Annotated in this window: 17 protein-coding genes; 4 read left to right on the top strand and 13 right to left on the bottom strand. The window is 59.9% G+C overall.

Going from position 1 to position 17,031, the window contains the following annotated elements:
• Positions 1–44: 44 nt before the first annotated feature.
• Complete coding sequence (locus tag RHIBUN_RS0105985) at positions 45–776, bottom strand: SDR family oxidoreductase (protein ID WP_025658861.1); 732 nt, start codon at positions 774–776, stop codon at positions 45–47.
• A gap of 208 nt (positions 777–984) precedes the next feature.
• Between RHIBUN_RS0105985 and RHIBUN_RS0105975 the strand changes: the two genes are divergently transcribed.
• Positions 985–1,821, top strand: coding sequence for an amidohydrolase (locus RHIBUN_RS0105975; RefSeq protein WP_025658860.1), 837 nt, complete (start codon positions 985–987; stop codon positions 1,819–1,821).
• A gap of 57 nt (positions 1,822–1,878) precedes the next feature.
• On the opposite strand, the gene tal is transcribed toward RHIBUN_RS0105975, so the two are convergent.
• Entirely contained in the window at positions 1,879–2,844 is a 966-nt protein-coding gene (gene tal, locus RHIBUN_RS0105970) for a transaldolase (RefSeq protein ID WP_025658859.1), read from the bottom strand.
• A gap of 355 nt (positions 2,845–3,199) precedes the next feature.
• On the opposite strand from tal, the gene RHIBUN_RS0105965 reads away from it, so the two are divergent.
• Positions 3,200–4,183, top strand: coding sequence for a sugar-binding transcriptional regulator (locus RHIBUN_RS0105965; protein ID WP_025658858.1), 984 nt, complete (start codon positions 3,200–3,202; stop codon positions 4,181–4,183).
• Between the two features lie 20 nt (positions 4,184–4,203).
• Here RHIBUN_RS0105965 and RHIBUN_RS0105960 read toward each other — a convergent pair whose 3' ends face one another.
• The 3 genes from RHIBUN_RS0105960 to RHIBUN_RS0105950 all read right to left on the bottom strand — a co-directional run bounded on the left by RHIBUN_RS0105960 (position 4,204) and on the right by RHIBUN_RS0105950 (position 6,237).
• Positions 4,204–4,683, bottom strand: coding sequence for a hypothetical protein (locus RHIBUN_RS0105960; RefSeq protein WP_025658857.1), 480 nt, complete (start codon positions 4,681–4,683; stop codon positions 4,204–4,206).
• Between the two features lie 114 nt (positions 4,684–4,797).
• The gene (locus RHIBUN_RS0105955; protein ID WP_025658856.1) at positions 4,798–5,670 is read right to left on the bottom strand and encodes a bifunctional helix-turn-helix domain-containing protein/methylated-DNA--[protein]-cysteine S-methyltransferase; all 873 of its coding nucleotides are present in this window, start codon (positions 5,668–5,670) and stop codon (positions 4,798–4,800) included.
• A gap of 69 nt (positions 5,671–5,739) precedes the next feature.
• Positions 5,740–6,237: a DUF2244 domain-containing protein gene (locus RHIBUN_RS0105950; RefSeq protein WP_025658855.1), complete on the bottom strand. Its 498-nt coding sequence runs from the start codon at positions 6,235–6,237 to the stop codon at positions 5,740–5,742.
• A gap of 22 nt (positions 6,238–6,259) precedes the next feature.
• Here RHIBUN_RS0105950 and nth point away from each other — a divergent pair, with 22 nt between their 5' ends.
• Positions 6,260–7,042: an endonuclease III gene (gene nth / locus RHIBUN_RS0105945; protein ID WP_025658854.1), complete on the top strand. Its 783-nt coding sequence runs from the start codon at positions 6,260–6,262 to the stop codon at positions 7,040–7,042.
• Positions 7,043–7,076: 34 nt separating this feature from the next.
• Here the strand turns inward: nth and RHIBUN_RS0105940 are convergent, their stop codons facing one another.
• Positions 7,077–7,790, bottom strand: a complete 714-nt coding sequence (locus RHIBUN_RS0105940) for a sulfate transporter family protein (protein ID WP_025658853.1) — start codon at positions 7,788–7,790, stop codon at positions 7,077–7,079.
• Positions 7,791–8,021: 231 nt separating this feature from the next.
• Here RHIBUN_RS0105940 and RHIBUN_RS0105935 point away from each other — a divergent pair, with 231 nt between their 5' ends.
• The gene (locus RHIBUN_RS0105935) at positions 8,022–8,876 is read left to right on the top strand and encodes a MurR/RpiR family transcriptional regulator (protein WP_025658852.1); all 855 of its coding nucleotides are present in this window, start codon (positions 8,022–8,024) and stop codon (positions 8,874–8,876) included.
• A gap of 20 nt (positions 8,877–8,896) precedes the next feature.
• Here RHIBUN_RS0105935 and RHIBUN_RS0105930 read toward each other — a convergent pair whose 3' ends face one another.
• The 7 genes from RHIBUN_RS0105930 to RHIBUN_RS0105900 form a co-directional block, all read right to left on the bottom strand.
• The gene (locus RHIBUN_RS0105930; RefSeq protein WP_025658851.1) at positions 8,897–10,480 is read right to left on the bottom strand and encodes an FGGY-family carbohydrate kinase; all 1,584 of its coding nucleotides are present in this window, start codon (positions 10,478–10,480) and stop codon (positions 8,897–8,899) included.
• Positions 10,480–11,169 (bottom strand): HAD family hydrolase, encoded by a 690-nt coding sequence (locus RHIBUN_RS0105925; RefSeq protein WP_025658850.1) that lies wholly within the window; start codon positions 11,167–11,169, stop codon positions 10,480–10,482. The genes RHIBUN_RS0105930 and RHIBUN_RS0105925 overlap by 1 nt, the downstream gene beginning before the upstream one ends.
• 83 nt (positions 11,170–11,252) lie before the next feature.
• On the bottom strand, positions 11,253–12,734 hold the full coding sequence (locus RHIBUN_RS0105920; protein ID WP_025658849.1) for a mannitol dehydrogenase family protein: 1,482 nt from the start codon (positions 12,732–12,734) through the stop codon (positions 11,253–11,255).
• A 106-nt stretch (positions 12,735–12,840) separates the two neighbouring features.
• On the bottom strand, positions 12,841–13,839 hold the full coding sequence (locus RHIBUN_RS0105915) for an ABC transporter ATP-binding protein (RefSeq protein ID WP_018856481.1): 999 nt from the start codon (positions 13,837–13,839) through the stop codon (positions 12,841–12,843).
• An 18-nt stretch (positions 13,840–13,857) separates the two neighbouring features.
• Positions 13,858–14,688 carry a carbohydrate ABC transporter permease gene (locus RHIBUN_RS0105910; RefSeq protein WP_025658848.1) on the bottom strand — a complete coding sequence of 277 codons (831 nt, stop codon included), beginning with the start codon at positions 14,686–14,688 and terminating at the stop codon, positions 13,858–13,860.
• 1 nt (position 14,689) lies between these two features.
• Positions 14,690–15,562 carry a sugar ABC transporter permease gene (locus RHIBUN_RS0105905; protein WP_025658847.1) on the bottom strand — a complete coding sequence of 291 codons (873 nt, stop codon included), beginning with the start codon at positions 15,560–15,562 and terminating at the stop codon, positions 14,690–14,692.
• A 135-nt stretch (positions 15,563–15,697) separates the two neighbouring features.
• Positions 15,698–17,008 (bottom strand): sugar ABC transporter substrate-binding protein, encoded by a 1,311-nt coding sequence (locus RHIBUN_RS0105900; protein ID WP_025658846.1) that lies wholly within the window; start codon positions 17,006–17,008, stop codon positions 15,698–15,700.
• Positions 17,009–17,031: the final 23 nt, after the last annotated feature.

Below are 17,031 nucleotides of genomic sequence, written 5' to 3'. Positions count from 1 at the left end.
ATTGCCTTTGATATCAGTTTGATGGCGGCAGGAGCAATATGGCTTTAGCCGGTCCAGCCGCCATCGACGACATGGATCTGGCCCGTCGTGAAGCCTGCCTCGTCACCGGCAAGATAGGTCACCAGAGCGGCGATCTCCTCGGGTGTGGCGATGCGACCCATCGGCTGGCGGGCGATGAAATCCTTCAGTGCCTTTTCGTAGTCGCCGGTCGCACGCAAGCGCTCGTGCAGCGACGGGCTGTCCACGGTACCGGGGCAGATCGCATTGGCGCGGATACCCTTGGCAACAAAGTCGGCGGCAATCGACTTGGTGAGGCCAATCACGGCTGCCTTCGATGCACTGTAGGCAAAGCGATTGGGAACGCCCTTCACACTGGAGGCGACCGAAGCCATGTTGACGATCGACCCCTTCCCCTTCTCCAGCATCCCGGGAAGGAAGGTACGGCAGGTCGTATACATCGCCTTGGCATTCAGGTTAAAGGAAAAGTCCCAGTCCTTCTCCTCGCATTCGAGGATCGAGCCTGCATGAACGAAGCCTGCGCAATTGAAGAGAACGTCGATCGGGCCGATCGTGGCTGCGAAGGCACGGACTGCGTCGCCATCGAGCGCATTGAGGACATGCTTCTCGGCGCCTTCCAGGGTGGAAAGCGTGTTTTCGTTGATATCGGTCGCATAGACATGCGCGCCGAGTGAAATGAAGCGCTCAGCGCTTGCTCGACCGATACCCTGACCTGCCGCCGTGATGACGACTTTCTTGCCTTCCAGACCGTGGCTCATACATCCTCCCAAATTCCGGCGCTTGCGGCGCATTCATTCATATGCAAACAATATATTCAGATTGGCGTCAACCTGATGGAGCGAGGTTTGCGCCGGAAGCCTAGTTGATCTTGTGTGGCCGGGCATGAAAAATCTGGTGGCTGAAAAGCCAGTCGGCGCCGCCGCCGCAGCTTGCGGCAAACAGCATGGCATGAAGGGGAGGAACCGCATGCTCTTCGACACACACCTGCACATCGTCGACCGGCAGGCGCTCGACTATCCCTGGCTCTCCGGCGCGGGTGATCTTAATCGTGACAATCTCTATGAAGACTATGCGCGCGATGCGCTACGCTGCGGCATCTCCAATGTGCTGCACATGGAAGTGGACGTTGCACCGGCGCGCATCGACGACGAGACGAATTACGTCAGGGAAGTCAGCCGCCGCCAGGGCAGTCTTGTGCGTGGCGTCATCGCCGCCTGCCGGCCGGAAGAGGATGGTTTCGCGGCCTATCTGGAGCGATCGGCTGCCGATCCCTTCGTCAAAGGCTTCCGCCGCGTCCTCCACGTGGCCCCCGACGACACAGCCGCCCGACCGCTGTTTCGCGAGAACATCAAGCGCCTCTCCGGCACCCGCATGACGTTCGATCTCTGTGTCTTCCCGCATCAATTCGAGACCATCCTCGCGCTGGTCGATCACTGCCCGGATGTTCGCTTCATTCTCGACCATTGCGCCAACCCGCCGATCAAGGATGGGATGAGCGAGGTCTGGCGCAAGGGCATCACGGAATTCTCCCGCCGCTCGAACGTGACGGCAAAGATTTCAGGCGTCATCGCCTATGGGGATCTCGAAAACTGGTCGGTCGAGAGCCTCCGCCCGTATGTCGAACATACGATCGGCAGCTTCGGTTGGGATCGCGTCGTCTGGGGCAGCGACTGGCCCGTTTGCACGCTCGGCGGCGGGCTGGCACCCTGGGTCGCTGCCACCCATGCGCTGACCTCGGGCTGCAGCCCGGAAGAGCGCGACAAGCTCTATCAGGCCAACGCCAAGCGCATCTGGTCGATATGACACGAAAAAGGGCGGCACCGATGGCACCGCCCTTCTTGGTTGGAGCGCTCGTAAGCCTTAAGCAGCTGCGAGCTGCAGTTCTTTCTGAACGTTGCTGCGAAGCGTACCGAGGTCCTTGGCGAAGGCACGGATGCCTTCGGCGAGCTTTTCGGTCGCCATCGCGTCTTCGTTCATCATCCAGCGGAAGATCTTTTCGTCGACGGTGATCTTCGGGGCAGGCTTCGTCACATCAGGCGACAGCTTGCGCTCGAGCTTGCCCTGATCGTTGGAGAGTTCGTCGAGCAGGTTCGGCGCGATCGTCAGGCGATCGCAACCGGCCAAGGCTTCGATTTCGCCGGCGCTGCGGAACGAGGCACCCATGACGATCGTCTTGATGTCGTTGCCCTTGTAGTAGTTGTAGATGTCGCGGACGGAGATGACGCCCGGATCTTCCTCAGGCGTGAATTCCTTGCCAGTCGACTTCTTGTACCAGTCGAGGATGCGGCCAACGAACGGCGAAATCAGGAACACCTTGGCGTCCGCGCAGGCAACCGCCTGGGCCTTGGAGAACAGGAGCGTCAGGTTGCAGTCGATGCCTTCCTTCTGCAGGATTTCGGCGGCGCGAATACCCTCCCAGGTCGAAGCCAGCTTGATGAGGATGCGGTCACGCTCGATGCCGCGTTCCTTGTAGGCAGCGATGATCGAACGGGCCTTGGCAAGCGACGCTTCGGTATCGAAGGAAAGGTCCGCATCGACTTCGGTTGACACGCGGCCCGGAACGAGCTTCACGAGCGCGGCACCGACGGAGATCGCCAGGCGATCGGCAACGGCGGCGGAAACGGCCTCCGGATTGCCGCCCTGCTTCTTGCCCCAGGCAACAGCTTCCTTGACGGTATCTGCGAACATCGGCGTACCGAGTGCCTTCAGCACGATGCTTGGGTTCGTCGTGCAATCGACGGGCTTCAGACGGGCAACAGCCTCGATGTCACCGGTATCGGCAACGACCGTGGTAATCTCGCGGAGTTGGTCAAGCTTGGATGTCATGGTTACTGGTCCTTTTGACTTGAGCTGCGCGCCGATGCGAACTTCGCCCGGCAAATAATCTACGAATGGGCAGTCTGCGAGCCGCCTATGTAAGCAGCGGTCGCGTCATCCCCTCGAAACGGCGTCACGCCTCGGCCGCCAAGTGCCGATGGGACGTCCCGCTTACCTGCACATTACCTCCTCGGTCGCACGGATGCGACTTCTTGGCGGCGACTATCACTATTCCCCGCCAGATATGTCAAGGACATTTGTGCATTTCAATTGACATAAGTGTCACACCCGTCATTATCGGCGGAACAACGAACCTGTCCTGGCTTGATGATAGATCTAGGGCGCAATTCGCTTCGGAGGAGATGTGGTCAAGCTCAAACGTGGCACGCATACGGCTTATTCCGAAGCATCCTCCCTTAGGTTGCGTGCGGCTTGGCTCTATTACAATCAGGGACTGACGCAGAAGGATGTCGCCGAACAGCTCGGCATCAGCCGCACGACCGTGATCCGCCTGCTCGATGAGGCGATGAAGCGCAGCGAAGTGCAGATTTGGATCAACGACTCGATCGGCGATTGCGTCGAACTTTCGGTAAAACTCGAGCGCGCCTATGGCCTCGACGAAGCGATCGTCGTGCCGGCGCCGGCGCAGCCTGACGCCAACTCGTTGGCAAAAAGCGTTGGCCTTGCGTTGGGACAGTTCCTCTCCGAGGCCATTCCAGACGACTACACAATCGGCGTCGGCTGGGGCCGAACCATGACGGCTTCGCTCTCAAGTTTCCGGCCGCCCCGCCGCGACAATTGCAAGGTCGTCTCCCTCCTCGGAGGTGTCGTCGCCGTCCACCAGACGAACCCGATCGACTACACCTGGCGCCTCGCGAGCCAGCTCGGCGCCGAATGCTATATGTTCCTTGCCCCGCTTCTGGTGGATTCGACGGAAACGAAGCGGAACCTCATCGAGAAATGTGGCCTGGACACGATCTATCGGCTGGCGGAAACGCTGGATCTCGCGATTGTCAGCTGTGGCGACATCGGCCCGCACTCTACCTCCCTGTCGGAAGGGTGGATCTCGAAGGCCGAGCTGCAGCAGCTGATCGACGCCGGCTGCGTCTGCGACACGATGTTCAACTTCCTCGACAAGGACGGCAACACGATCGATCACTCGATCAACAGCCGCGTCATGTCCGTGGATCTCGACACATTGAAGAGGGCCAAGCACATCGTGCTGTCATCCGGCGGCGCGCATCGCGCGGTCGCAATCCGTGCCACCATCAAGCGGATCGGCTGTAACACGCTGATCACGGACGAGGGTGCCGCCAAGGCTCTGCTGGGCCTGGCAGAGGCGGCTTAGCGGCGTTTAGCCAGCATCCGCTATCGCAGCTGGCACAGATGCGACAGTTGCGATTGCGCCCAGTTGCGCCCGAAATCCTGGGTATCCGGCAGTGCCGATAAAAGACTTCCGATCTCGCCATCGATTTCTAGATGGGTGTCCGTGATCCTGCATGCACCCACATCAAGGGCGACGGTGGCAACAACCTTGCCTTCCACCGGCGCCATCTGGAAGAGCGAATTGTCGCCAGTTTCGCAGGTCAATAGCGCCGTCGCCCTGATGGATGCGAGACTGCCCCCCGTAGAACAGACATCTGCAGACACAACCTTGAAGCTGCTGGTTCGATTGGGTCCCACGGGAAGCTGTTCGCATAACTGCGCGGTCGATATCGCGCGCGCCACCTCCGGCCATTCCGGGCTACTCATCGCCGATTTGCAGCCCGCCCAGGCCGGAACCAGCGACATCGCAAGCAGGCCAACGGCAATGCCGACGACCTTGCATGGCTTTTCTCCAGGGTTCATTTCCGCCTCCTCGAGTCCCAGCCATGGAATCAAGCAGGTGATTCCTGAGTTTTTGATGGCAGGACTCCCGAGGGAGGAAGCGTATCCACAGGTTGGATCGATGCGTCGCCGCGATCAGGCGTGCGCCGCCTCCCAGCCGAGCATGGCCCGCTTGCGCGTCAGGCCCCAATGGTACCCCGTCAACGCCCCGCTTTTGCCAAGCGCGCGATGGCAGGGAACCACGAAGGAAATCGGATTGGCGCCGACCGCCGCACCAACCGCGCGCATCGCTGTCGGTCGGCCGATATCGTGGGCGATGTCGCTGTAGGTGACAGCCTTGCCGAAGGGGATCTTCAGCAGGCTTTCCCACACCTGCACCTGGAAATCGGTGCCGATCAGCACGACACGCAGCGGCTGGTCCGATGTCCAGCGGCCCGGCTCGAAGATCCGCGTTGCGTAAGGTGCCGTCGCTTCGATATCCGCGACATAGGTCGCATTCGGCCAGCGGCATGTCATATCATCGAGACACGCGGCCTCGTCACCGTAATTGCTGAAAGCAAGCCCCGCGAGGCCACGGTCCGTCGCCATCACAAGCGCAACCCCAAAGGGTGAAGGATGGAAGCCGTAGCGGATCGTCAACCCACCGCCTTTGGCCTTCCATTCGCCGGGCGACATCGCCTCATGCGTGACGAAGAGATCGTGCAGGCGGCTGGGACCGGACAGCCCGACCTCGATCGAGGTCTCCAGCAGGGGCATCGCTTCCTCGCGTAGAAGCCGCTTCGCGTGGTCGAGCGTGACTGCCTGCAGGAAAGCCTTCGGAGACAGGCCGGCCCACCGCGTAAACGTCTTCTGCAACTGCGTCGGCGACTGATTGAGCCGCGCTGCGATCGTCTCCAACGACGGCTGATCGCGATAGTCCTCGGTGATGAGTTCGATCACCTGGCGCACGGTCTCGTAATCAGAGCCATCAGGCGTGATGTCTTTGTTCAGCTTGGCTACCATATTCATGATCTTTCTCCTTGTACCAAGGAGATAGTCAAGTGACCTCTCGCAAGCCACCCGATTCTTGCGTGCCGGTCAAATCCGTTGCTTGACGGTGGCAAGCGCCCCCTTGAAGGCCTTAGCGAAGCTCTCGCGATCATCGGGATTGAGGAAGGAGCCGATATCCGTGCCCCTTCCTTCGCCGGAAATATACATGGAAAGAATGCCTATCTCCTGATGTCTGCGAACGAAGAAGCGCGTCCAGAAGGGATTGAAGTGATGCTCGATCATCCGACCGGAGGGCGCGAACTTGCGGACGGAAATATCCGTACGCGACACGGTCACTTCCTCCCGCGCGCGGCCAGACCGATAGTTCAGCCAGAAGGCGCCGTAAAGGAGCAGAAAATCAAGCCCGAAGAAGAAGCCGATCGGCCAGGCGCCCGTCGCGACGAAGAACATGCCATACAGGCCGCACACTGCGCCGGTCAAAAGCAGCAACACCTTGAAACCCTTGCGGCCAAGCGACCGGTAAGGAAAAAGCTCGGCGGCAAAAACAGGTTGTTCGTCGGCTTTATCGGCGTTGCTTTCCATCATGGCTGGCAAGTATAGGTTTTCCATGCCAACTCCGAAACTCAAATCCGCCGTCACATCGTCGCAGAACTCAAAAGTGATCGTTCGCCAGAAGAAGCCGGCAACGGTCCGTTCTGCCTATTCCGAAGCCGAGCGCGAGGAGATATTCCGTCGCTTCTCCATCCAGCGGCCGGAGCCGAAAGGCGAACTGGAACACACGAACCCGTTCACGCTCGTCGTCGCTGTAGCCCTCTCCGCCCAGGCGACGGATGCCGGCGTCAACAAGGCGACACGCGCACTCTTCAGGGTTGCCGACACGCCCGAAAAGATGCTGGCACTCGGCGAGGAGCGGGTGCGCGACTACATCAAGACGATCGGCCTCTACCGCAACAAGGCGAAGAACGTCATCGCTCTCTCACAGATGCTGGTCGAGAAATTCGGCGGCGCTGTGCCGCAAACGCGTGACGAGCTGGTGATGCTCCCCGGTGTCGGCCGCAAGACCGCCAATGTCGTGCTCTCCATGGCTTTCGGTCAGGCGACGATGGCGGTGGACACACACATTTTCCGCATCGCCAACCGCATCAAGCTGGCGCCGGGAAAGACGCCCGACGAGGTCGAGGAGCGGCTGATGAAGGTGGTACCGAAGCACTATCTCTATCATGCCCACCACTGGCTGATCCTGCATGGCCGCTATACCTGCAAGGCACGCAAGCCGGAATGCGAGCGCTGCGTCATCGCCGATATCTGCAAGTCGCCGGAAAAGAGCTGCGACGTGCCGGCGCCTTTGGTCGAGCTACCGCGCCAAGTGATTGGAGAGGCCGTCGAGTAAGTCTGCGGCAGATCTCGGCGCTACCGATTTTGCCCTACCCGCGAAAGCCCGCGTCCTGGCGCGAAACCAGCTTGTGCAGGTGCACCATCAATCCAGCGGCGAAAAGCGGCGTCAGCAGATTGACGATAGGGATGGCAAGGAAGCCCGCAATAACAAGCCCCGCAAGGAACACCGTCGCCGCATGTTTGGCCCGAAACGATCGTGCCTCCTGCGGCGAACGAAACCGTATTGCGGCGAACTCGAAGAATTCGCGGCCGAGCAGGTAGCCGTTGACGAGGAAGAACGCGATTATGTTGACGCCCGGCACGAACAGCAGAAAAAGCGCCACGATGTTGCCGAGGATAACCACGCCAAGAAGCTTGATCGAGCTTGTGAGCGCCGGACCGAGCGGCATCGCCGTTCCAGGCTGATCCGAGGGATAATCCCGTCTTTCAATCACCTCGGCCACATCGTCGAGAAACAGGCCGGCAACCAATGCCGTCACCGGTGACAGCAAAAGCGCCAGGCCAAGTGCAAGGCCGAGGCTGGCTGCGATCGCAAACACGAAGCCGAGCCACCCTGCCCAGTCCGGCATGGCGGGAAAGAAACTGGCAATCCACGGGAAGACGTACGATATGAAGGCACTGCGCAGCGCCAGCCAAAGCCCGACGAGCAGCAGGAGGGTCAATCCCAAGACCTTCCAGAACACTGACCGCGTCTCTGGCGCGAAAAGATTGATGAGAGATAGGCGGGCCGCCTGAAAGATCATTCCGAGGTCTCCGGTTGCAACAACCATGTAGGAATCCGAACTTTGAACGGCAAGGCTGAAACAAACTCGGATGACTAGCCCAAAACTTGTCGGAAAATCTATGTTACTATATAGTAATTTATCAACTATGATTGCTTGATCCTGAAACGCAGCTTCCGGAATAGTTGCAAACGACAAGCGTTGGCCATGCGTATCCGAGAAATGCTTTCGGGAAGATCGGGACGGGCCAACGTGGAAGATTTTGTTCAGAAGCTCCGCCAGTATGCCAAGTCCGGCACGCCGGCCGAACGACGAATCGCGAAATATTTCTCCGAGCATCTGAACGACCTGCCGTTCGAAACAGCCGCGTCGGTTGCCGATCGGCTGGATCTGAGCCCCATGACGGTGGGCCGCTTTCTACGCGCGCTCGGCTATCAGGGGCTCGACAGCGTCAAGGTCCATATCCGCGAAACAACCACCATTTCGCCAATGCAGATGCAGGCATCGCTCACCCAGCTGCAGGCCGACGCTTCCGCCGGCAAGCCGCTCGCGGTACTGGTCTCCGAGCAGATCCAGGCGCTGCACCATATCTACCATTTGACGGGCCAGCCCCTCTGGAATGAAGCCGTGTCGATGATATCATCCGCTCATGAGGTTCTTGTCGCCTCGCATGCGCATCTTTCCGGCTTCGCGTCCCACTTTGCTCAGCGATTGACCCATGCGCGCGACGGCGTCCACGCGCTTGATGGAACGGGCAGCCGCTTCGCCGAACTCTTCGCACGGCTCGATGGCAATGACGCCTTGCTGATCGTGATCGACAGCCGGCGCTTTGGCAAAGCCCGGCTGCTGGCCCGGACGGCACGGCGCTATGGATACAAGGTTATCTTGATTACAGCACAAGGCACCAACTGGATTCCGGATCAGGCCAATATCGTACTCGCCCTTCCGCCTGCCCGATCCGATGACGAAGACAACCTGCCGCCGCTGATGGTCCTCCTCGACTGTCTGTCGGAAGACGTTGTCACTGCGGCGGGCGAAGAAGCAGGCGCCCGCACCCGTCGCATGGCTGAATTCGGCAGCATGCTTGGAGACGGCGGAAACCGGTAGAGTCTTCCAGGATTAGGCGCCTACTCCATCGCTTCCAGTTCCGCGCGGTGGCGATACATGGCAAGCAGCCGGCGATAATCCCGGTCATAAAATGCCTGCTTGGCTGTATCCGGCAATCGCTCTTCGCCACCGGAGTACATGGCCGCCCCTGCTTCTGCGAGATCTCGATAGAGACCGCACGCCACGGAAGCGGCCATCGCCGTACCGAGGAGCACCGCCTCGTTCATTTTCGGCACAACGACCCTGCAGCCGGTTGCATCCGAATAGAGTTCCATCAGCACCGGATTTTTCACATGGCCGCCCGCGACATGCAGGGTGTCAGGCACATAGCCATATTCCTTCATCCGCTCGAGGATGTGACGGATCCCGAGCGCGATCGCGACTGCTGCGCGCCAATAGAGCGCGCAGAGTCCGTCGAACGACGTGTCGAGCGTCAGGCCGCTGATGCTGCCGACGGCATGCGGATCGGCGAGTGGCGAGCGGTTGCCGTGAAAATCCGGCAGCATAAAGATGCGGGCACCGAACTCGTCGCCCTCCTCGGCGCGAAGCTGCGCAATACGCTCGACGATCTTCTGATGCAGCGTAGCCGTTGGCTCGCCACCGGCTGCGTGCATCCGCACGATATGATCGAGCAGCGCGCCCGTTGCCGATTGCCCCGCCTCGACAAGCCAGGATTCAGGAAAGACGGCTTCGTAATACGGCCCCCACATGCCGTGGCTCGGTTTGCGCTCGCGCGAGAACGAAACGATGCAGCTCGAGGTGCCGGCGATCAGCGCCAATTGGCGTTCCAGCCTGCGAGCATCCTGCGCCTCGCCGCCAAGCGCACCCAGCGCCCCGGCATAGGCGTCGATCATGCCTGAGGAAACTTGGCACTCCGTCGTCAGCCCGAGCGCCGAGGCGGCCTCTTGCGTCAGCGTCCCGACACACTTGCCGACCGGCACCGTTTCCTCCGGCAGCCGTCCACGTTCCAGAAGGTCATCGAGCCCAATCCGCTCGAGAAAATCCTTCCGCCACCCTTTGTCGAGATGTGCGAGATAATTCCACTTGGCCGTCAGCGTGCAGCGCGAGCGGGCGAGCGCGCCGGTTGCTTTCCAGGTCATGAAATCGGCGAGGTCGAACAGATAGCCGGTGTTCATCCAGGTGCCGGGCAGCTTCTTCTTCAGCCACATCAGCTTCGGCATTTCCATTTCCGGCGACATGAAGTGCCCGGAGTGCTCCAGCACGGGATGTTCCGTCGCCGTGCAGAAATCGGCTTCCTTCAGCGCCCGGTGATCGAGCCAGACGATCGTATCGAAACGGCGCTCTCCGCCGGTGGAAACACTGATCTGGTTGCCGTCGACATCGCGCACGACGAGCGAGCAGGTAGCATCGAAACCGATCGCGCCCACCGATGCTGGCGCCGCGCCTGATTGCTCCATCGCCTTGCGAACGGCAATGCAGACCGCCGACCAGATGTCTTCGGAGTCATGCTCGGCGTGGTTTTCACGCGGCCTGTTCATGATGATCGGGTGTTCGGCCTTGCCCAGCAATGCGCCGCGAGCGTCGAAGACGCCGGCGCGCGCACTGCCCGTGCCGATATCAACCGCAACCACATGCTGAGGCATTAAAGGTGCATCCCGTCCTGCTTATGTTTGCGGACAAGGTGTATTAAATCCGGCATGGCGTCAAACACGGCTTCGGGAGAAAGCCGGTCAAGTTCAGCGCGATAGCCGGAAAAATTGGCGTGTGATCCGCCCGTGAAGGCAAACACCCTCATGCCCGCTGCCTTCGCCGCCTCGATCCCGGCGGGGCTGTCCTCCACGACCACGCAATTGGCGGGCTCTACGTTCATTTCTCGCGCCGCATGCAGGAAGAGATCGGGCGCGGGCTTGCCATGCTTGACCATGGTTGCGCTGAAGATATCAGGCAGCCGGTCGATCAGGCCGGTGACCGTCAGCGACAGGCGGATACGCTCGACTTGGCTGGAAGAGGCGACGCAACAGGGAATGCCGAGGGTGTCGATCGTCTCGGCGATCCCGGCCATCGGCTTCAGCTCCCTGCGAAACCGGGCGTAGAGATCGGTGCGGATTTGCTCAAGAAATTCCTGACCCGGGTGGACGTTGTATACGGTCTTCATCGTCTCGATGACAGTCGCGAGACTTCGCCCAAGGAAACGGCCATAGACCTCTTTCTCAGTAATCGGGACATCGAGATCGTTCATCGCCTTCACGAGAACGCTCACCGATATCGGTTCGCTATCGACGAGCACGCCGTCGCAGTCAAAGATGACGAGCCGTGTTTCAGCCTCAGCCATGGCAGACCCAATCGCAGTTGGTGCAGGAAGATGCATCCGCCGGATAAGGCGGAGGCCGGCGGCAGGAATGCCGCCAGTGATCCTTACACAGCAAGCTTGTTATCAAGATAAAGCTGCAGGGTTTCACGCGTGCCCTTTTCCCACAGGGTTTTCAATGCGTGGGCAAAGCGCTTTCGGAACAGCTCGGATTTTGACACCTCGCCAAAGATGTCGTCGAAGGCGAGGAACGCCATCGGATCGTCCTTGGCCTTCAGTGCGGCCGCATGCAGCCGATCGGCGCTGGCGTCGTTGAAGACGATGTCCTTGCCGCTGTCCGTCTTGCCGGCGAAATAGCGGCACCACAGAGCAGAAACCAGCGCGAGCCCGACCACGTCCCGCCCCTGGTTCAGATTGTCGAGCGTTGAGGGCAGGATGAATTTCGGCTGGCGGTTCGATCCGTCCTGTGCCAGGCGCGGGATAGTGTCGGCAATCTTCGGATTGAGAAGCCGATGCTCGATCAGCGCGAAATAGTCCGTCAGCGAGGTATCCGGGACCGGCGGAACGATCGGGATGATCTCATCCTTCTCAAGTTTGGCGAGGAAGGCACGGATCAACGGATCCTCCATCGAGTCGTGCACGAAATGGATATCCATCAGCGCTGCCGGATAGGCGATCGCCGCATGTCCCCCGTTCAGAATGCGGATCTTCATGTGCTCGTAGGGCGTTACATCGGGCACGAAGGTGACGCCGACCTTCTCAAGCGCCGGCCGCCCCGCAGTAAACTTGTCTTCCAGCACCCACTGCTTGAACTCTTCGCAATAGACGGGCCAGTTGTCCTCGATGCCGAAGGCGTCCTTCAACAAGTCGATTTCGCGCTGACCCGTTGCCGGCGTGATGCGGTCCACCATGGCATTCGGGAAGGCGACGTTCGCCTTGATCCAGTCGGCAAAGGCAGGATCGGAGAGACGCGCCGTGCCAACGACGGCATTCGACGTGACGACGCCGTTGTGGGGAATGTTGTCGCAGGACATGACGGTGAAAGGTACGATGCCCTTCTCCTTGCGCGCCTTGAGACCGGCGACGACAAGGCCAAAGACGGTCTTCGGCTCGGCAGGATTCTGGCCGTCCGCAGCGATCGCCGGATGACCGGGATTGAATTTGCCCGAGGCGTCGATGAAGTAGCCGCCCTCGGTAATCGTCATCGAAACGACGCGGATCGCTGGATCCGCAAGCTTGGCGATAATCGCCTTGGCGTCACCGACCGGCAGGATGTCGATCATCGGCGCCGTAACGCGCGCAGCAGTCTTGTTGTTGTCCTGCTCGACGACCGTCGTCAGGAAATCCTGGGCGGCGAGCTTCTCGCGCATTGCGGCGTCGGAAGGGAGAATACCCGCGCCGATGATCGCCCAGTCATGATCCTGACCCAGATTGAACAGGTCGTCCAGATAGATCGCCTGGTGGGCGCGGTGGAAATTGCCCACGCCGAAGTGCACGATGCCCGCCTTCAACGACGCCCGCTCGTAGGTCGGTACGGCGGCCGTTTTTGCCACCTCGGAAAGCGTTGCCAGCGATAGTTTGCACGTCATGTTTCAGTCCTCTTGAAGGTCTTCGGGATCGGCTAAGATCCCGGCATCGGTACGCCGGGCGCTTTGTCCGGCGTGCGCTCTCGTCCCCAACCCGGCAGCAATGCTCTCAGATGGTGAGACCACCCTCGTTGAATTTGTGGATCCGCGTCTTGTCGGGAGTCAGATAGACGACATCGCCGGCCTTTGCCGGGAAATCGCCGCCGCCACGCGCGGTGACATGACCAATACCCTCGACATCCACGTGCAGGAAGGTGTCCGCGCCGAGATGTTCGGCGACCATGACCTTGCCCTTCCAGTCGCCGCTTTCGGTCGACAACAGCACATGTTCCGGCCGCACGCCGATCGTGTGCGCTCCGAATTGCGCGGCATACTGGCTTTTGACGAAGTTCATCTTCGGCGAGCCGATAAAGCCCGCGACGAAGAGGTTTCGCGGCTTGTGGTAGAGTTCAAGCGGTGAGCCGACCTGTTCGATATTTCCACGGTTCAGCACGACGATCTTGTCGGCCATGGTCATGGCTTCCACCTGGTCGTGGGTGACGTAGATCATCGTGGTCTTCAGCTGCTGATGCAGTTCGCTGATCTCCAGGCGCATGTTGACGCGAAGGGCGGCATCCAGGTTCGAAAGCGGTTCGTCGAACAGAAACGCCGATGGCTGGCGTACAATCGCGCGGCCGATGGCGACGCGCTGGCGCTGGCCGCCCGAGAGCTGGCGCGGCTTGCGCTCAAGATAGTCGGTGAGGTTGAGGACGCGTGCGGCGTCTGCGACCTTTCTGTCAATCTCGGCCTTGTCGACGTTGGCCATCTTCAGCGGAAAGGCGATGTTGTTGCGCACGCTCATGTGCGGATAGAGCGCATAGGACTGAAACACCATCGCAAGGCCGCGCTCTGATGGGGCTTTCTCGGTTGCATCCTTTCCGTCGATCACGATCTTGCCATCCGACACGTCCTCGAGGCCCGCAATCAGCCTGAGCAGAGTGGACTTGCCACAGCCCGAAGGCCCGACGAAGACGACGAACTCGCCGTCCTTGATGTCGAGGTCGATCGACGGGATGACCTTGGCTTCGCCGAAGACCTTCGAGACTTTTTGAAGGGTAATGCTGCCCATGTTTCTCTCCGTAGTGTCTTATTTCACCGCGCCGAAGGTCAGGCCGCGGACGAGTTGTTTCTGCGAGAACCAGCCGAGGATCAGGATCGGGGCGATCGCCATGGTCGATGCTGCCGAAAGCTTGGCATAAAACAGGCCTTCGGGGCTGGAATAGGAAGCGATGAACGCCGTCAGTGGCGCTGCTTTCGAGGCAGTGAGGTTCAGAGTCCAGAAGGCTTCGTTCCAGGCAAGGATGATGTTGAGAAGCAGCGTCGATGCTATGCCCGGCACCGCCATCGGCGTCAGCACGTAGATGATCTCCTTGAAGAGCGAAGCACCATCCATGCGGGCCGCCTCAAGTATCTCGCCGGGGATTTCCTTGAAGTAGGTGTAGAGCATCCACACTATGATCGGCAGGTTGATCAAAGCGAGAATGATCACCAGACCGCTGCGGCTGTCGAGCAAGCCAAAATTTCTGAACATCAGGTAGATCGGGATGAGCGCCCCGACCGGCGGCATCATCTTCGTCGACAGCATCCACATCAAGACGTCCTTCGTCCGCTTGGTCGGCGAAAACGCCATCGCCCAGGCGGCCGGGATCGCGATGATCAGTCCGATCAGCGTCGAACCGAAGGAAATGATCACCGAGTTCATGAAGTGACTGAGGTAGTTCGAGCGGCTCTGCACTTCCGCGTAGCTCTCGGTCGTCCAGTGGAAGAACAGGAACTGCGGCGGCGAGGCGATGGCATCCGCTTCCGTCTTGAAGCTCGTCAGGAACGTCCAGAGGATCGGGAAGAAGATCAGGATGCCGAGCGCCCAGGCGACCGCCGTCATGATCATTTTGCGTCGAGTTGAGACCTTTCTAGCCATCTCAAGCCTCCAGATTCTTGCCAACAAGGCGCACGAGGAAGATCGCAACGATATTGGCAAGGATAACCGCGACGATACCACCCGCCGAGGCGCCGCCGATATCGAATTGCAGCAATGCCTGCGAATAGACGAGGAAGGTAAGGTTGGTGCTTTGCGTGCCAGGCCCGCCGTTCGTCGTCACCAGGATTTCGGCAAAGACGGAGAGCAGGAAGATCGTCTGGATCAGAATGACAACCGTGATGGCGCGGGCCATGTGCGGCAGGATGATGTAGAAGAATTTCGAGATCGCGCCGGCGCCGTCCATTTCGGCAGCTTCCTGTTGCTCTTCGTCCAGCGACTGAAGGGCGGTGAGCATGATCAGCGTCGCGAAAGGCAGCCACTGCCACGCGACGATCAGAATGATCGAGAAGAGCGGCGCGTTGGCAAGCCAGTCAAAGGGTTGCAATCCAAGCGCCTTGGCGAGATGTGCGAAGAGCCCGTTGACCGGGTTCATGAACATGTTCTTCCACACCAGCGCCGCAACTGTCGGCATCACGAAGAAGGGTGCGATCACCAGGATGCGAACGATCCCCTGCCCGTAGATATCCTGGTTCAGGAGCAGCGCAAACGCGATGCCGCCCACGACAGTGATCAGGAGCACGCCGAGTACCAGCAGCAACGTGTTGATCAAGGCGGCGATAAAGGCCGGGTCGGTCAGGAAATATTTGTAGTTCAGGAAGCCAACGAAGGTTTCCATGCCCGGGCTGAGCAGATTGTAATTCAGCAATGAGAAATAGATCGTCATCACGAGCGGGACGATCATCCACAGGAAGAGAAGCACAACGGACGGTGCGATCATCATTCGCGCTGCGGAGCGGGTGTGTAACGTTGCCATGGCGATGACCGATCCTCTTCAAAAGGGCAGACGGCTGCAGGGCAGCTAAGAAAAAAGGGGCGCCGACGCAATTTGGGCATTCGGCGACCCAGATGGGCGGGGTGTCAACTCCCCCGCCTTCTCAGGAGGTTTTACCTATTTGATATAACCAGCCTTGGTCATTTCGCGGGTCGTCAGCTGCTGTGCACTCTGCAGTGCCTGGTCGACAGAAACCTGTCCTGCAAGAGCTGCGGAGAACTGCTGTCCGACGGCCGTGCCGATGCCCTGGAATTCAGGAATGGCGACAAACTGGACGCCGACATAAGGGACCGGCTTGACGGTCGGCTTTGTCGGGTCAGCCGCGTTGATGCTGTCGAGCGTCATCTTCGCGAAAGGCGCCGCCTTCTGGTAATCCGCGTTCGCATAGAGCGAGGAGCGGGTACCGGGAGGTGCATTCAGCCAGCCTTCCTTCTCGGCGACCAGGTTGGTGTAATCCTTGCTGGTTGCCCAGGCGACGAACTTTTCGGCCGCTTCGACCTTCTGCGAGCCTGCAGGGATGGCGAGGTTCCAGGCCCAGAGCCAGTTGCCGCGCTTGCCAAGGCCCTTGTCCGGAGCCAGAGCGAAGCCGACCTTGTCAGCCACGGTCGATTCCTTCGGGTTGCTGACGAAGGACGCAGCAACGGTCGCGTCGATCCACATGCCGCACTTGCCGGTCTGGAACAGCGCCAGGTTTTCGTTGAAGCCGTTCGACGAAGCACCGGGAGGTCCGGCGTCCTTCATCAGGTTGACGTAGAAGTTCAGCGTGTCCTTCCACTCCGGCTGATCGAACTGCGGCTTCCACTGCTCGTCGAACCAGCGGGCGCCGAAGGAGTTCGACATAGCCGTCAGGAAGGCCATGTTTTCGCCCCAGCCAGCCTTGCCGCGCAGGCAGATGCCGTAGATTTCCTTGTCCTTGTTGGTGATCTTCTTCGCGGCATCCGCGATGAAATCCCAAGTCGGCGCGTCAGGCATCTTCAGGCCGGCGGCGTCGAACAGGTCCTTGCGGTACATGACCATCGAGCTTTCGCCGTAGAACGGCGCTGCGTAGAGCTTGCCGTCCGTGGTCAGGCCGCTGCGGATTGCCGGCAGCAGGTCGTCGGTATCGTAGTTGGCGCCGAGATTGTCGAGTGGCAGCAGCCAACCCTGCTTTGCCCAGATCGGAACTTCATAGGTACCGATCGTCAGAACGTCGTACTGACCGCCCTTGGTTGCGATGTCGGTCGTAACCTTTTGGCGCAGGACGTTTTCTTCGAGCGTTACCCACTCGAGGTCAATACCGGGGTTCTTTGCTTTGAAGTCATCCGTCAGCTTCTGCATCCGGATCATGTCGCCGTTGTTCACGGTCGCGATGGTCAGCGTTTCGGCCGAAGCCATGCCGGCAAACGCCAGTGCTGAGCAGGCGCCCAGCAGGAGAGTTCTCAATGTCATATCTTCCTCCCAGAAGATGAGTG

This window comes from Rhizobium sp. IBUN (assembly GCF_000510625.1).
GTDB classification, from domain to species: domain Bacteria; phylum Pseudomonadota; class Alphaproteobacteria; order Rhizobiales; family Rhizobiaceae; genus Rhizobium; species Rhizobium altiplani.
Note: the sequence above shows the minus strand (reverse complement) of the source record. Positions and strands in the feature narration are given on the sequence as shown.

Bases quoted from the DNA above. Each gene is read 5' to 3' on its own strand.
- RHIBUN_RS0105950 (WP_025658855.1), bottom strand. From the start codon at position 6,237: ATGATGGAAAGCAACGCCGATAAAGCCGACGAACAACCTGTTTTTGCC.
- RHIBUN_RS0105915 (WP_018856481.1), bottom strand. From the start codon at position 13,839: ATGGGCAGCATTACCCTTCAAAAAGTCTCGAAGGTCTTCGGCGAAGCC.
- RHIBUN_RS0105975 (WP_025658860.1), top strand. From the start codon at position 985: ATGCTCTTCGACACACACCTGCACATCGTCGACCGGCAGGCGCTCGAC.
- RHIBUN_RS0105925 (WP_025658850.1), bottom strand. From the start codon at position 11,169: ATGGCTGAGGCTGAAACACGGCTCGTCATCTTTGACTGCGACGGCGTG.
- RHIBUN_RS0105910 (WP_025658848.1), bottom strand. From the start codon at position 14,688: ATGGCTAGAAAGGTCTCAACTCGACGCAAAATGATCATGACGGCGGTC.
- RHIBUN_RS0105940 (WP_025658853.1), bottom strand. From the start codon at position 7,790: ATGATCTTTCAGGCGGCCCGCCTATCTCTCATCAATCTTTTCGCGCCA.
- nth (WP_025658854.1), top strand. From the start codon at position 6,260: ATGCCAACTCCGAAACTCAAATCCGCCGTCACATCGTCGCAGAACTCA.
- RHIBUN_RS0105930 (WP_025658851.1), bottom strand. From the start codon at position 10,480: ATGCCTCAGCATGTGGTTGCGGTTGATATCGGCACGGGCAGTGCGCGC.
- RHIBUN_RS0105905 (WP_025658847.1), bottom strand. From the start codon at position 15,562: ATGGCAACGTTACACACCCGCTCCGCAGCGCGAATGATGATCGCACCG.
- RHIBUN_RS0105900 (WP_025658846.1), bottom strand. From the start codon at position 17,008: ATGACATTGAGAACTCTCCTGCTGGGCGCCTGCTCAGCACTGGCGTTT.
- RHIBUN_RS0105955 (WP_025658856.1), bottom strand. From the start codon at position 5,670: ATGAATATGGTAGCCAAGCTGAACAAAGACATCACGCCTGATGGCTCT.
- RHIBUN_RS0105960 (WP_025658857.1), bottom strand. From the start codon at position 4,683: ATGAACCCTGGAGAAAAGCCATGCAAGGTCGTCGGCATTGCCGTTGGC.
- RHIBUN_RS0105985 (WP_025658861.1), bottom strand. From the start codon at position 776: ATGAGCCACGGTCTGGAAGGCAAGAAAGTCGTCATCACGGCGGCAGGT.
- RHIBUN_RS0105920 (WP_025658849.1), bottom strand. From the start codon at position 12,734: ATGACGTGCAAACTATCGCTGGCAACGCTTTCCGAGGTGGCAAAAACG.
- tal (WP_025658859.1), bottom strand. From the start codon at position 2,844: ATGACATCCAAGCTTGACCAACTCCGCGAGATTACCACGGTCGTTGCC.